17 protein-coding genes are annotated in these 13,810 nt (G+C 44.0%); 13 read left to right on the top strand and 4 right to left on the bottom strand.

Annotation, left to right across the window (positions count from 1 at the left end):
* Positions 1 to 215 precede the first annotated feature (215 nt).
* The 3 genes from ABDW16_RS30725 to ABDW16_RS30715 all read left to right on the top strand — a co-directional run bounded on the left by ABDW16_RS30725 (position 216) and on the right by ABDW16_RS30715 (position 2,715).
* Positions 216 to 1,496, top strand: a complete 1,281-nt coding sequence (locus tag ABDW16_RS30725; protein WP_343675250.1) for a hypothetical protein — start codon at positions 216 to 218, stop codon at positions 1,494 to 1,496.
* A 95-nt stretch (positions 1,497 to 1,591) separates the two neighbouring features.
* Positions 1,592 to 2,023 (top strand): hypothetical protein, encoded by a 432-nt coding sequence (locus tag ABDW16_RS30720; protein WP_343675249.1) that lies wholly within the window; start codon positions 1,592 to 1,594, stop codon positions 2,021 to 2,023.
* Positions 2,024 to 2,157: 134 nt separating this feature from the next.
* The gene (locus ABDW16_RS30715) at positions 2,158 to 2,715 is read left to right on the top strand and encodes a hypothetical protein (RefSeq protein WP_343675247.1); all 558 of its coding nucleotides are present in this window, start codon (positions 2,158 to 2,160) and stop codon (positions 2,713 to 2,715) included.
* Between the two features lie 21 nt (positions 2,716 to 2,736).
* On the opposite strand, the gene ABDW16_RS30710 is transcribed toward ABDW16_RS30715, so the two are convergent.
* Both ABDW16_RS30710 and ABDW16_RS30705 read right to left on the bottom strand, forming a co-directional pair.
* A complete protein-coding gene (locus ABDW16_RS30710) occupies positions 2,737 to 3,951 on the bottom strand; it encodes an NAD(P)/FAD-dependent oxidoreductase (RefSeq protein WP_343675245.1) in 1,215 nt (404 codons plus the stop codon).
* A 56-nt stretch (positions 3,952 to 4,007) separates the two neighbouring features.
* Positions 4,008 to 4,253: a hypothetical protein gene (locus ABDW16_RS30705; RefSeq protein ID WP_343675243.1), complete on the bottom strand. Its 246-nt coding sequence runs from the start codon at positions 4,251 to 4,253 to the stop codon at positions 4,008 to 4,010.
* Positions 4,254 to 4,460: 207 nt separating this feature from the next.
* Between ABDW16_RS30705 and ABDW16_RS30700 the strand changes: the two genes are divergently transcribed.
* Positions 4,461 to 4,910 (top strand): hypothetical protein, encoded by a 450-nt coding sequence (locus ABDW16_RS30700; protein ID WP_343675241.1) that lies wholly within the window; start codon positions 4,461 to 4,463, stop codon positions 4,908 to 4,910.
* Between the two features lie 331 nt (positions 4,911 to 5,241).
* Positions 5,242 to 6,027 carry an SGNH/GDSL hydrolase family protein gene (locus tag ABDW16_RS30695; RefSeq protein ID WP_343675240.1) on the top strand — a complete coding sequence of 262 codons (786 nt, stop codon included), beginning with the start codon at positions 5,242 to 5,244 and terminating at the stop codon, positions 6,025 to 6,027.
* Between the two features lie 6 nt (positions 6,028 to 6,033).
* Here the strand turns inward: ABDW16_RS30695 and ABDW16_RS30690 are convergent, their stop codons facing one another.
* Positions 6,034 to 6,477, bottom strand: coding sequence for a YqgE/AlgH family protein (locus ABDW16_RS30690; protein WP_343675239.1), 444 nt, complete (start codon positions 6,475 to 6,477; stop codon positions 6,034 to 6,036).
* A gap of 94 nt (positions 6,478 to 6,571) precedes the next feature.
* Between ABDW16_RS30690 and ABDW16_RS30685 the strand changes: the two genes are divergently transcribed.
* The 6 genes from ABDW16_RS30685 to ABDW16_RS30660 all read left to right on the top strand — a co-directional run bounded on the left by ABDW16_RS30685 (position 6,572) and on the right by ABDW16_RS30660 (position 12,114).
* Entirely contained in the window at positions 6,572 to 7,426 is an 855-nt protein-coding gene (locus ABDW16_RS30685; RefSeq protein ID WP_343675237.1) for an NAD(P)H-binding protein, read from the top strand.
* Positions 7,427 to 7,434: 8 nt separating this feature from the next.
* Positions 7,435 to 8,340 carry a helix-turn-helix transcriptional regulator gene (locus ABDW16_RS30680; RefSeq protein ID WP_343675236.1) on the top strand — a complete coding sequence of 302 codons (906 nt, stop codon included), beginning with the start codon at positions 7,435 to 7,437 and terminating at the stop codon, positions 8,338 to 8,340.
* 276 nt (positions 8,341 to 8,616) lie between these two features.
* Positions 8,617 to 10,698 carry a GxGYxYP domain-containing protein gene (locus tag ABDW16_RS30675; protein WP_343675235.1) on the top strand — a complete coding sequence of 694 codons (2,082 nt, stop codon included), beginning with the start codon at positions 8,617 to 8,619 and terminating at the stop codon, positions 10,696 to 10,698.
* Between the two features lie 132 nt (positions 10,699 to 10,830).
* Positions 10,831 to 11,136 carry a hypothetical protein gene (locus ABDW16_RS30670; RefSeq protein WP_343675233.1) on the top strand — a complete coding sequence of 102 codons (306 nt, stop codon included), beginning with the start codon at positions 10,831 to 10,833 and terminating at the stop codon, positions 11,134 to 11,136.
* Positions 11,137 to 11,249: 113 nt separating this feature from the next.
* A complete protein-coding gene (locus ABDW16_RS30665; RefSeq protein ID WP_343675232.1) occupies positions 11,250 to 11,651 on the top strand; it encodes an AraC family transcriptional regulator in 402 nt (133 codons plus the stop codon).
* 43 nt (positions 11,652 to 11,694) lie between these two features.
* On the top strand, positions 11,695 to 12,114 hold the full coding sequence (locus ABDW16_RS30660; protein WP_343675231.1) for a VOC family protein: 420 nt from the start codon (positions 11,695 to 11,697) through the stop codon (positions 12,112 to 12,114).
* Positions 12,115 to 12,163: 49 nt separating this feature from the next.
* On the opposite strand, the gene ABDW16_RS30655 is transcribed toward ABDW16_RS30660, so the two are convergent.
* A complete protein-coding gene (locus tag ABDW16_RS30655; protein WP_343675230.1) occupies positions 12,164 to 12,886 on the bottom strand; it encodes a RibD family protein in 723 nt (240 codons plus the stop codon).
* Positions 12,887 to 12,964: 78 nt separating this feature from the next.
* Here ABDW16_RS30655 and ABDW16_RS30650 point away from each other — a divergent pair, with 78 nt between their 5' ends.
* Positions 12,965 to 13,426 (top strand): sigma-70 family RNA polymerase sigma factor, encoded by a 462-nt coding sequence (locus ABDW16_RS30650; RefSeq protein ID WP_343675228.1) that lies wholly within the window; start codon positions 12,965 to 12,967, stop codon positions 13,424 to 13,426.
* A 40-nt stretch (positions 13,427 to 13,466) separates the two neighbouring features.
* Positions 13,467 to 13,810 (top strand): hypothetical protein (locus ABDW16_RS30645; RefSeq protein ID WP_343675226.1); only part of this gene is annotated, 344 nt, incomplete at its 3' end.

Raw genomic sequence — 13,810 nt, 5'->3', positions numbered from 1 at the left:
GAAGATCAAAAAGGCAGGGATCAAGGTGGGGGAGAGTCCGGCATTGACCACTATTTACCTGGGGCAGATAAAGAAAATAAAGAAAGCGATAGAGGGGCAGCACGAGGATTTGCAGTATGAGTATATGAAGGAGCTGGAGCGATTGTGATATAAATTCGTGATTAGCAGGCTTTGGCCTGCTTTTTTTCTCTATGTTAAATTAAAGTGACCCGTTTATGAAATTATTGTTCCCATATCTATGCTTGTTAGCCGTGAGTGTGCAGGCCCAGACTAGGGTGATTGAAGACAGTAGCAGATCGGTCATTATTCCCATTTATAACAATAAACAAATCAGTGGTTATGCAAAGATGTCGGTCAAAAACCGCATCAGCCATTACGATTTGATGGATGATCAGTGGCATCCTTTGTTAACCATAGAGATAGACGGACCTGCACTCTTTGGCGTAGATGCCGCGCAGAATGGGGAGCAGATCTGCCTGACTTATCATGATAGAATGGGATTCACAATTGGGTTTTATAAGGTGGGGCAGTCAACCCCTGTGCGGGAATACAAGCAGGACAGATGTGGGGGATTTCACCAGGTTATTTCAGTACCAGGAAAAGGGTTTGCGTGTTTAAACGGCACACAACTGGAATGGTTCAATGTGAATGGCGATTCTGTTACCACGGTTGATTTTCTCTACAGGCCATTAAACAGGGACAGCCGTTTGGACATAGACATGATCACCTACAATGGCGACGTGTATTTTTTACAGGACGAATTGATCCGTTTTAATCCGGAAACGGCCTCCCTGCATAAGCAGGCCATACCCAAAACAGATGTCCGGGGCCATCTGCTCAATTTGTGGGGCATGGCCCTGGACCCGGTGACGGGCAGACCCTATATCTCTGCCGGTATTTACAATTCTGCCGGCGGCCCGCCTCCTTTACGCCATGCAGAGACTACCTCCATCATCACAGATCTGCGTAACTGCTATGAAGGTATTTGTACAATGGAGATAGACAATGGTCTGAAAAGTCATTTCACCTACTGGAACCTCGGCACAGATACTTTTTTTTATCCTATGGTCCTCCGGCGGGATTTTAAGCGTCAAACGATGCTGGTTGGTCTGAACATTGTGAAAAATGAAAAAATGTACAATTTTGGAGATCCTGTTGTATTGACCATAGATAGTACAGATGCAATCGTGCGCAGGGATTATGTGGAAATGGCCCATAGAAAAACAGACGGGCGGACCGAAATGTGGCGATTCGTGTACCAGGAGCTGAAATCCTTTTGGAAAGATGGAGAGCTGTACCTGTGGACAGATGACCAGGAAAAGGAGCGTTTGTACAGCGTGAGTGAGCGAAAGGTGGTAGATGTGGCAGATAAGCACCCGGATATATGCAGGGAAGTATGGTTCAGCAAAGGCGGAAATGTACTGATCATAGCCGATGACAAAAGGAGAAATATACGGCAGTACACAATGCACCCAATAGATACCCGGATACCCTGACTGTCAATTTGTTAATGCTTTGCTAAAATCTTCTGACCATTAAATTTTTTCTTTAAACGATAGTCTAACAACTATAAAAAAGAAAAGGAGGAGTCATGAAAAAGATAATAATTGCGTTAACGATGACTGTAATGGCTACTGGTGCATTTGCAATGGGTCCCGGACATGGTGGTTACCATGGGGGCGGCCGTACAACCGTCATAGTAGGCGGTGGTTTTGGTTATTATAGCCCATTTTACTCACCATTTGGCTACTGGGGATATCCATACCCTTACTATGCGGCTCCTTATCGACCTACCAAACTCGATCTGCAGGTGATGGACATTAAAAATGACTATGCAGACAGGATCGCTTCTGTGAAAATGGACAGGGATCTGAGTGGTAAGGAGAGGAGACAGGAGATAAGACAGCTGAAACGGGAACGTGACAATGCTGTGTACGATGCCAAAAGGAATTATTACAAACAGCAGATGGAACGCAGGCAACAGCCACAGCAACAAACGCAGCCCGAAACGCAACAGCAATAACGAATTTGAAAAGCCGCAAGTGATTGCGGCTTTTTTTATAAGATTTATGGGGGCAAGGAGGCGGTTTTAGAAATCAGCAAAAGTTTTTTTCCTAAAAAATGTTTAAGTTTCTACCCGATTTTAACAACTACACTATGAAATTAAAACTCAGACATTGTCTGCTGGCATTTATAGCCCTGCCAGCTTTTGGACAGAAATCAAATTTTCACTTCGTAAGCACAAAAAATCAGCAGATTAATATTAACAAAGGGACCATTTTTGTAAATGGTAACCGTACCTACCTGCTGAGTAACGGTGCGGAGTTTTTAGATAGCAGGCGCAATAAACTCATTGAAAATGGAGGCAATGTATTTTTATTCCTGGAAGTAAGTCGTGGTGCAGACATTAAAGACCTGATCATTTTCAGCGTGAATAATAGTAAGGCAGATTCTATCGGTAATGTGGTATCTTCTGATATCAGGGATTATGACCATGACCAGAACCTGGAAGTAGGGGGAGCGTATACGGTAGCGCCTTATCCTGCTGCAGATTCTGTGTATTATGTGCCTTATATTTACTATGAGATTGTGAAGGGAAGAGTGGTGCTGGATGAGGAGTATAATGAGAAGGTGAATAAGAAGAAGTATGGCGTATGGTTGAAGGAGCTGATAGAGGACAGGAAGTATAAGGTGATACCGAAACCTAAACATTAATTTATAGGTAAGAAGCCCCCTTTATTGGGGGCTTTTTATTTTGATGGCGATGTCTTTTCCATTTTGCAGTGCTGCTTCAACCGTGCCGGGACTATCGCCTGTGTAAAACGCTTCTCCGGCAAAATAAATAGTATCTGCCACAGGTGTGGTCAATACCGTTTTTGCTTTTTCGGAATCAGGCATGCCGTAGGAATAGCCGCCGTGTATAGCTTGTTCTGCTGACCAGTTATGGATAAAGCTTTGTGCTAACAGATCTTCAATGTTTGTTACATTGAAAATTTTAGACAGGGAGTGGAGCGCCTTGTTTAATAAATCAGTTTGAGGGCCTTCTGCATGTGGGCCTCCCAGCCAGCCAGTGAGTATTAAGCTATCTTCAGACTGCGTCCACCACACCGGCACTTCTTCGTCGCTTAATACAAACCCGATATCTCTTTTCCAGAAAGCCTGTTTGAAAATCAGGTTGAATTTGATAACGGTTCCCCATCCTATTTGTCGGGCAGCTTTTGTATACGCAGGGAGCGCGGGGGCGAACTGTATGCCTTCGTTTTGTAAAATATTGATAGGAACAGTGACCAGTACTTTGTGGGCAGTATAAGTTTGATCCTGGGTCGTAACCTTAACATGGCCGGGCTGCCAGGCAATGTTTTGCACGGTTTGGTTCGTGATCAGTTTACATCCTTTGCTCAGGTAATCGATAAGGGCGGTGTAGCCGTTTTCAATTCTGTAATTGGTGCCCTGTTCCAGTGTCCATTCATCATAGAGATATTTTACGCTTACTTTATTCAGATCAGCGAGGTCGTATCCTTCCACATAGCCCTGTACGTGGTCGCGGAGGTCTGCATATTGCCCGGCTGGATAATATTGATCCAATAGTTGTTGCATGGTAGTCGTTTCAGGGGCTTTGCTCATATGATCAAGCAGATTGTCCCAGTCTTCAATCCATCCTTCTTCCTGTTTGAGTTCTCCATTTTCTGCGAGGTACATTTCCCCATTGACAGGGTGATAAGGAATACCTGCCTCCTGTAATAAAGATAGTGTGACGGGCAGTTCTCCATGTATAAATTCAGCACCGGTTTCAATATGGATGCCGGGTGCAGGGTAATGAGTAGTCGTTCTGCCTCCCGGTTGTGGCCGGGCTTCCAGTATAGTGACGTTGTATTGTGGGGAGAGTTCCCTGGCTGCCATAAGACCTGCGGCGCCGGCGCCTATAATGATGATTTCCTTTTGTGCTGACATGATGTAAATGTAAGGTATTGTGCTGTTGCCGACTGTCTGTATGGCGTGGTTATTTTTTAACAATGGTTGGGAAGGGGAATATTATTTACATCGATAAGGACATCGAGTCTTAATACGACACCATTTTCAAGGCGCATGTATTCTACCTTTTCAAGAACGAAGAGATCGGCAATGCGGGCAGAAACTTCCTGGATCTGTCCGTCCTCGCCGGTAAAACGGATGAGGCAGATGGTGCGCATAGTAGCCCAGGCTTCAAGACGGTCGTAGTAGTCGCAATTGATGGGTTGATAATTAGTACTCATGTGATAAAGATAAAAAATTAGTTCATGAATATTGGGTGCCATTAAACGCGCATAAAAAAAGGCGAACGCCCGAAATAGATGATTTACACTGAATTTTGGTTAGGATAACAAGTGAATGTTGTATAGACAAATTATAACATTTTATAAAGAAATGCTATGGTATGAGCGTATTATCTTTGTGACACATTACCCTAATTAACTGTATATATGTGTCGATATGGATATTCCGTATACAAGCCACACTATGCTTGTTTTAAATGCCGTAAGACCTTTAAGAGGCGTATTTCTGATGACTGTTCCTGTTCCGGAACGGGCGGACATGCATATGCCAAACTGGCCAAGTGCCCTGATTGCGGGGAGCTGATGGCTGACATGGGCATGGACTTCGAAGCTCCTGGAAAGGGGAAAATTAAGGCATGGGAACACCTGCGGTTATTATACTCAGTGGGCATCGCTTTTCATTCGTGCGGCTGCTCCGGACCCGGGTATGTTCCTAATACGAAGGAAGGATTAATCGCGCATCTGAATGGGTTGATTACCATTTACAATGGTGAATTGCAACAGTTGCGACAGGAAACCAACAAAGAAAGAGAAGAAGCCAAAGGCTATTGGATGGGGAAGATCAGATTAGTAGAGCAACGATTATCGTTGCTGTAACCGAACAACTGTTACCTGACAATTTGTTAATTCTGCTGCAATTATTTTACTGATTTTATTCCAGTTACCAGCCCTGATCAAAGACATACCTTTGAACCGGTTGTTTATTATCTGCTACCACCGCGTCGAAAAGTTTTTCGCGGCTGTAGTCGTATTGATATAGGCGTTGGTGATAGGGTGAAAATTTAAAATATACTACACACAGAAGTGTGTAGCAGAGTTGTAGAGGTTGGTTGCAGACGCGTTTTCTACTGATAATGATTCCAAATACCTAATGTATATACTTTCACAATAAATTGATTTTATTTGCTATGCACCCTAACATGAAGGTGTGAACAGCGGTATACCTGCCGGTAATATCTTTGCTGCTGTGAAACGTTACCTATATCGCTACTTTGCGTTAGCCACTTTATTCATTGCGTGTGGTAAAAACGAGAATGCTGACATAAAAGACCCCGGGACTAATCCATCAACACCGACTAACCCGGCCCCTTCCAAAGCAGATTCCGCCACCATTGTTATTATTGGTTCTTCCACTGCTGCCGGCATGGGAGCCAGTCCTTCCGATTCATCCTGGGTAAACAGGTTAATACTGTCTACAAAGAATAATAAGCGGATACTTACTTATTACAACCTGGGCATAATAGGACTCACCACTTACCAGGGGATTCCGAAAAACTTCACGAAACCAGGGCGCCCCGCAACTGATACCCTTCATAATATCACTGCGGCCTTGTCCTTCCATCCTTCGCTGGTAATCATGTCTTATCCTACTAATGATGTCGCGTATGATTATACAGACGATGAGATCATGGATAATTTCAATGAGATGATTCGCTTACTGGATTCAGCGAAGGTAAAGTACATTGTGTTTGGTACCCAGCCGAGAAACTTTCCGGATGTGGCTTACAGAACGAGGTTAAAAACGCTGAATGTAAAGATGCAGGCGGCTTTTGGCGGGCATTTTAGTAATGTGTATGATACCCTGGCTGCAGAAGATGGAACGATCAGGGCAGCCGTGGCTTATGGAGATGGTGTGCATGTGAATAACACAGGGCATGATATCATTTATCATAAGATAGCCGATCACGCAGTGTTTCAGGAGGTGATTAAGTAGTGTATCTTAATTAAAAACCTCGCCGGTATCTGAAACCGTCCAGCTACCTTCTGCAATTTCTGCTTCCAGTTCTGCATGATCCCACCCACAATACCCAATAAATATTTTAATATCCTGCCCTGCAAGGGCACGCTTATTTATATGTGCTACGGCGGTTTTAAAATCACCTCCGTAGTACATCTTTTCTGTTACCGGGGTACCACCCGGAATGAGATCAGGCCGTTGGTGTACAAAAAAGAGATGTTCCTGGTCCACCGGCCCACCCTCATACAAAGGGAACGGCAGCCCGTTTTTAAATTCTTCCAGCTCAGTCAGGCCGCGTGGAAACTGTTTATTCACCACAAATCCCATCGCTCCCTTTTCATTATATTCTGTAATGAAAATAATCGCATCTTCAAAGATGCTATCATCCAGTAGCGAACTGGCATGTATAAATTGACCTGCTTTCATCTGGCAAAGTTACAAGGATTTGGCTACAAGTAGACCGGATTCGGCTACGTGAAGGTCTTTAGGCAAAACTACATTTGCCTGAAATCATAATCATATGAAAATCATTGTAACAGGATCATTAGGAAATATCAGCAAACCACTGGCAGTTTTATTAGTAGAAAAAGGACATGATGTAACAATCGTCAGCAGTGATGCTTCAAAGGCCGGAACGATTTCATCCTTAGGTGCAAAGCCAGCCATCGGCAGCCTGGAAGATGGTGCTTTTTTACAGGAGACCTTTAAAGGAGCAGACGCTGTATATTGTATGATTCCCTTCAATATGGCAGAACAGGATCAACTGGGATATTTTACACGCATTGCAGATAACTACGTGCAGGCAATTCAGGCAAATAATATCAAAAGAGTGATCAATCTCAGTGGCTGGGCGGCAGCAGTAATCAAAGACAACAGTACAGAAGGATTTTTTAACAACCTGCCTGATGTGAGTGTGACCCATTTAAGACCCGGTTCTTTCTATTCCAATTTTTACGGCCTCATTGGCATGATCAGAACATATGGAATGATCATGTCTAACTATGGCGGTGATGACCTGATTGCCTTTGTAGCACCTGAGGATATTGCAGATGTAGTTGTGGAAGAACTGGAAACATCTGTACAGGGAATAAAAATCCGCTATGTAGCCAGCGATGAACTTACCTGCAATGAAGCGGCACATATACTGGGTACCGCCATCGGCAAACCAGATTTGCAATGGCAGGCATTGCCTGCAGACCAGGTTCAACAGGGCATGGAAATGATGGGGATGCCAAAGGAACTGGCAGCTATGCTGGTAGAAATGCAGGCTGCACAACATACCGGTGAGGTGCAGAAAAAATACTTTGAACATCGGCCTGTGCTAGGAAAAAGAAAGCTAAAGGATTTTGCACCTTTATTTGCAGCAGCTTACTAAATTTGAAAATGCAACCATATAGAGTAAAATCAATCAGCGAATTGCATCAGCTAAGGGGCCTGCCCATGACAGGGCATCCATTGATCAGTGTGGTGCATCTGGAAACTATCAAAGAATTACCAGTATTTGAGCCTAAGACGTTAGTGACTGACTTTTATCTCATAGCCCTGAAGCAGGGCTTTGCAAAGGGCGTAAAGATAAAATACGGGCAGCAGGATTACGATTTTGATGCAGGGGTATTATCTTTTATGGCACCCGGTCAGGTGTTTGGCATGGAGATCGATGAGCAGAGCATGGCAGCGACAAGGGGATGGATGCTGATGGTACATCCTGATTTTCTCTGGAATACTCCGTTGGCAAGAAAAATGCGGCAGTATGCGTTTTTTGATTATGCGGTGAATGAGGCGTTGTTTCTTTCCGAAAAAGAAGAGAGTACGCTCGTGTATATTGTAAATAATATAGAGCAGGAGATTTTTGCGAACATAGATACCTTTAGTCATAATATTATTATCTCTTTGTTGGAATCGTTGCTGAACTATTCAGAGCGCTTTTATCAGCGACAGTTTTTGACAAGGAGAAGAAGTAGTCATCAGCTGCTGGCGCAATTAGATAATTTACTGGAAGTATATATTAAAGAGCAGAAAGGATTACCTACGGTGAGTTATGTAGCAACACAGCTGCATGTTTCCGCAGATTATTTAAGTGGGTTGCTGAAGGCGCTGACAGGGTTAAGTACGCAACAGCATATACATGAGAGACTGATTGAGCAGGCAAAGGTACAGCTGTCTACAACAACGCTGTCCGTAAGTGAGATCGCGTATCAGTTGGGGTTCGAGCATCCGCAGAGTTTTAGTAAATTATTTAAGGCGAAAACGAATTTATCACCGTTAGAATTCAGGCAGTCATTTTCATAATTATCTGACCTTTTGCTTAACAATGAAAAACGTTTCTTTCACCTAAAGGCGAAAGAAACGTTTTTCATTGTTAAGATTTAATCTCACAATTCAATTGATTCCCAGTTTGTTAAATCCTTTTAGCGTCCAACCATCCGCAATCATATTTTGCAATTCACTTTTAATGCGTACTTTTATTCTGTTCACGTTGAAAATGACTCAGAGCGTACTTAGCGTCCATTAAAGACCCTTCACCCTGGAAGGGACACGTTATCATTCATATTTAATAGTTCACCTATGATCAAACCCGGTAACCCGTCCGTAAAGATCGCAGTAGCACTATCGTTGCTACTCATGCCGTTTTGCGCCATGCCCTCAATGGCCCAAACCACTTGGCCCCAGGGCCAGTTACTTCCATCATTTCCTGCTACAGCACAAATGCAGGACCTGATTATCCTTCGCGAAACTTCCACCAGATGGGAGGCTGAAGGTTCTTCACTGAGTCATAAAACAGGCCGCTTAGAAACCGATGGCTGGCTTTGCCAGGTCGGCATCGATGCCGCCAACGACCATATGATTTATGGTCCTTATGACAACACTATTCCCGCAGGCGCGAATGTAGCAGAGTTCCGTATGAAGACGGACAACAATACTGCCAACAATGATCCTGTGGTGGATATTGATGTGCGAAATGCAACCACCGGCGTAGTTCTTGCGTCGCAAACCATTACCCGTACTATGTTTTCTATTGCGGGTGATTATGTCACTTTCACATTGCCGTTTACCATGCCGGCAGACAATCAGTCGATTGAACTGCGTGTATATTGGCGTGGTACCGCTTACACGAAAGTGGATTATGTAGCAGTACAGCAGAATAATTCTTCTGCAGAAATGTATTTATTTGCATCACTGAAAGGCATTGTCAACAAGACACAGCCACGTATTTTCTCTTACGAAGGCGATGCATTTGCCGAAGGACAGTACACCTGGCTGAATTCCCTGGGATTGAGCTATAACGACGTGTCTGATAAGTATAGCCTTATTACAAAATACCGTAGCGAAATAGCCGGTTTGATTGTGTATGATCCATCGCAGATTCATACTGTGAACCTGGCCACCATGCTGGCAAAAAGCAAGAATGCATTGATTGCTTCACCTACATTGCTGGCCAAATTGCAGGCAGCACCTTACAACCTGCCCATCTTAACGGATCTGCGTGGCATGTACAGCAGCAAGATGGCGGTGTACCAGGCCATGTACAACACTTACTGGCCGAATGCAGATAAGCGTTTATTAATCGGTTTAAACCCGGATGTACACAAAGCTGCATTGCGTGAATATGCCACTGCTATTGGTGCTGCTACCATCTGGCTGGATCCCGATATTGCAGAAGAAAGCACCCTGCTGAACAGTTTCCTGGCTTCAATGCCTGCGGGTGCTAACTTCATGGGTTGGTGGCCGAACGAGGGGCCAGGTGTGCAAAGAACGTCTACTTATGGCATCACCACAATTGCGAGTGACTGGTCTTCGAACCTTACCGTACATAGCGGTATGCCAAGGACTGTGAACCTGAAAGCCATGCCGCAGAAACCGGCTTTGCAGAATAAAATTTATGTAGCCTTCATATTGAGCGATGGTGATAACCTGCAATACGTTGAGCACCTGATGCGCAAATTGTGGAATGATCCGGGTCGCGGACAGGTGCCTATGGGATGGACGCTGTCACCAGCCATGCTGGATGCAATGCCGGGTGCATTGAACTATTACTGGCAGTCATCAACGGATAATGATAACCTGATCAGCGGTCCTTCTGGCTATGGATATACTTATCCTAACAGCTGGGATCAGACAAAGCTGAACCAGTTTGTGGCGAAGACAGAAGATTACAATCTGCGCGCAGGATTCAGAGTAATAACGGTATGGAATACCATCACTGGTGGTATCAATCAGAATGTAGGTCAGACGTATGCTACCTATGCGCCTTCACTGTTAGGACTGACCGCGCAGAATACCAATGGTGGTCTGACGATTTATAACAATACGCTGCCAGGTATGGCGCTGAATTGTAACTATTGTACAACGGAACAGACTATCAAAGATAATATTGCTTCTGCGGCTGCAGGTTGGAATGGAACATCACCGAGATTTATCATTATCCAGGCACAGCCCTGGCAAGGTGTAACGCCTACCAGCTTTAAGAATGCTGCAACTGCACTAAATTCAGACTATGTGGTGGTCAGACCGGATCATATATTCCAGTTGATCCGCGAAGCGAATGGATTGCCGGTAGATTCACCAAGTAGTAATTTGTTTAAGCTGTCAAAGGCAATGGGATCATCTGTACCTGCGCAACAGCAGTCAGTGATTAGTTGTAAATAATATTTTTGATCTCTTCTGTATTTAAACAGAAGAGATCAAAACTTAAGCTGATTTTAATATTTTTCAATTCACATCTTTTGTATCTTTAAAAGGAAATAACCCTCTATTTGTTAATCATTAAAGACAACCCACATGAGAAACATGAAAGCCCTCTTGTCCCTTTCTCTCTTCACGCTGGTTTTATTGTTCTGCTCTTTTACTCCCATTAAGGAAGTAAAGCAACCTGCTACTAAGTCAGCTGCAAAGATCGTGAACTATGCATGGTACTCACCAGACGGTACGTTCATTGCATGGAGCACACTGGCAAATGCCCTGGTAGTAAGTGATGCAGATCTTAATCCTACCAACGGAACCGTGGTGGCTTATGGCTGGACTGGTGGTGGTTATGGTTTACCTCCATCCGGCACACTGGTGTATACGATCTATACACACCCGTGATGTAATTGACTGATGTAATCATTCAAACCGCTTTTCTTCGAATTAGAAGGAAAGCGGTTTTTTGTATTTTGATAAACTTGAAAACCCATGCCCTTTTTTGTACCTTTAAATCTATGCCACCGGGATTTTATCTATATAAACGCATCGTACAGGCAAAGTTGTTTATTGATAACAACAGTGCTGACCCCATCGATCTCGATCAGATTTCTGACGAGGCATATTTTTCTAAATTCCATTTTATCCGGTTATTCAGGAAAATGTACGGTCGTACACCGCACCTGTATTTAATAGCAGTCAGGCAGGAAAAGGCAAAGCTCTTATTAGCCAAAGGTATGACCGTTTCAGATGTATGTGTGGCCGTTGGATTTGAGAGTCTGAGCACCTTTAGTGGCAAGTTTAAACAGGCCTTTGGAATGACACCTACAGCATTCATTGCGTACCGGGCAGATCAGCAGCAGCAACCTTTGAAATATATTCCGGGTTGTTTTATTAGCAATTTTGAAGAAGTGCGCTGAAAATAAAAGTCGTTAATTCGCTTCAACAAAAATACTCCCAAAAATGATTACAAAAGTGACGCACATGTGCGTGTACGTTCTAGACCAGGATCGTGCATACGATTTCTATGTAAACAAGTTAGGTTTCAGGGTACATACTGATGTACCGATGGGCAAAGATGGCCGATGGCTCACGGTAACGCCTCCGGAACAGCCAGAGCTGGAAATTACCCTGTTTCTGGTAGCAGAAGGAGGAATGTTTGACAACGAGTCAGTAGCGATGATGCGGCAGTTAATTCAGAAGGGCACTTTTGGTACCGCAGTGTTTACCTGCAATGACCTGATGGCAACGTATGAAGAGATGAAAGCTAAAGGGGTAGTTTTTAAGAAACCACCCACGAAGGAGTTTTATGCATATGAGGCGTTGTTTTCAGATGACTCGGGAAATTGGTTTTCGCTTTCACAGATGAATACAGAGAAATAAAAAAAAGGCCGCCTTATTTACGGGGCGGCTTCTCTTAAATTTATTGGCTTCAATGGATTTTTTTCACCTGAGGGCCACAACTATACGTCAGCCAGAGTACATCATCTTCAATCCTCTTAACCTGCTCCAATTTAAACAGGGCGGCATCGAATTTTTTACCTTTCTGCGCTATTTCAAACATGGCCGGGTTATCATGGTTCCCGTCTACGACTGGCAGTAGCAGGTGATGGTATTCATCAATGAGTCCTTCATTGAGAAAGCTGCCATTGAGGTGGCCACCGCCTTCTACCATGAGGATATCAATCCTGAACAGGTTGTATAATTTTTCGAGAACAATATTCAGATCGATTTCAGTAACACCGCCAAAGATGTAAGATACCCCAATGTCCTGCAGGTGTGCCAGGTAGGCATCAGGCACACTTTCCGCGAGTACCGTGATAACATGGTCGCCGTGCATTTCAGATTTTTCCCATCCTAATTTTGCATGTGGGTCAATAACAATAGCATATGTGCCGGCGTCCGGATTGGCGTTGCTATCAGTGCGGGGAATGGAGTGAGTACCGGGCTTATAGACCGGTTTTGCAAAGTTGGTAAAGTCTTTTTCCATGGTGGTACGGCCTACAATCCATGAATAGCTGCCAATCTGGTTGTGTACTTCCTCAAATTTACCGCCCAGCTTTTCAATCCGGGGGCTGTCACCCCACTTGTCAACGAGGATCTTACCGTCGAGGGTGGTCATCATCAGACAGATGGTATATGGGCGTTTTTTCATGTTTAAAGTTTTTTTTGGTTCCGTGTAAGTTTTTGGAAAGTTTTGCAACTAACATGGAAATGGCAAATATAAAAAGTTATGAATGAAACGCAATTTTTACAACTGATTGGGCAGCACCAGGGAATCATTCATAAGATATGCAGGTTGTACCGGGATACGAAGGAGGATAGGGAGGATTTGTTCCAGGAGATTGTGTTTCAGTTGTGGAAGTCGATAGGGTCGTATAGTGGCACGGCTGCGTTCAGTACATGGATGTATAAGGTAGCGCTGAGTACGGCGATAGCTGCGTATCGAAAGCGGGGGCCGACGATCGTTTATCCGGAGGTATTGCCGGATAGGGCAGAGGTATTGGATGAACGTGGGGGCGAGTTGTTTGAGGTGTTGCGGAAATTGAAGGATGATGAAAAGGCGATTATTACTTTGTATTTGGAAGAGTTGAGCTATAAAGAGATCGGGGAGATTATTGGGATATCGGAAAGTAACGTAGGCGTGAGGCTGAGCAGGATAAAGGCGAAGGTGCAGCAGCTATTTAAAAAATGAGTAAAGAATAGAAGTTTAACAACTAATAAAAAAATGAGTTATGGAAGATCTTTTTGCTGCATGGAATGAAGAAAGTCCAATTTCGACAGTACATGCGGGATTATTGCGTGAGCGTCAGCATCCTGTATTGAAGCAAATACGGAGACAGATGTTGATCGAGTTGGTAGGGTTTGTATTGTTCCTGATGGTGTATTATGACTTTTTTGATGGCGGGAAGAAGCCGGTATATGCGAATGTATTGCTGGTGGTTGCGATGCTGAGTGTGATTGCTGGGAATGTGGTGGGGTATGTGTTTGCGAGGCAAGGTATGATAGGTGGGAATGTACGGGAAGCTTTGCGTAGACATTTGAGTAAGATGAAGGTGTATGCGGTGGTGGCTGTGAT

It is taken from the genome of Chitinophaga sp. (genome assembly GCF_039596135.1).
In the GTDB taxonomy this organism is placed as follows: domain Bacteria; phylum Bacteroidota; class Bacteroidia; order Chitinophagales; family Chitinophagaceae; genus Chitinophaga.
Note: the sequence above shows the minus strand (reverse complement) of the source record. Positions and strands in the feature narration are given on the sequence as shown.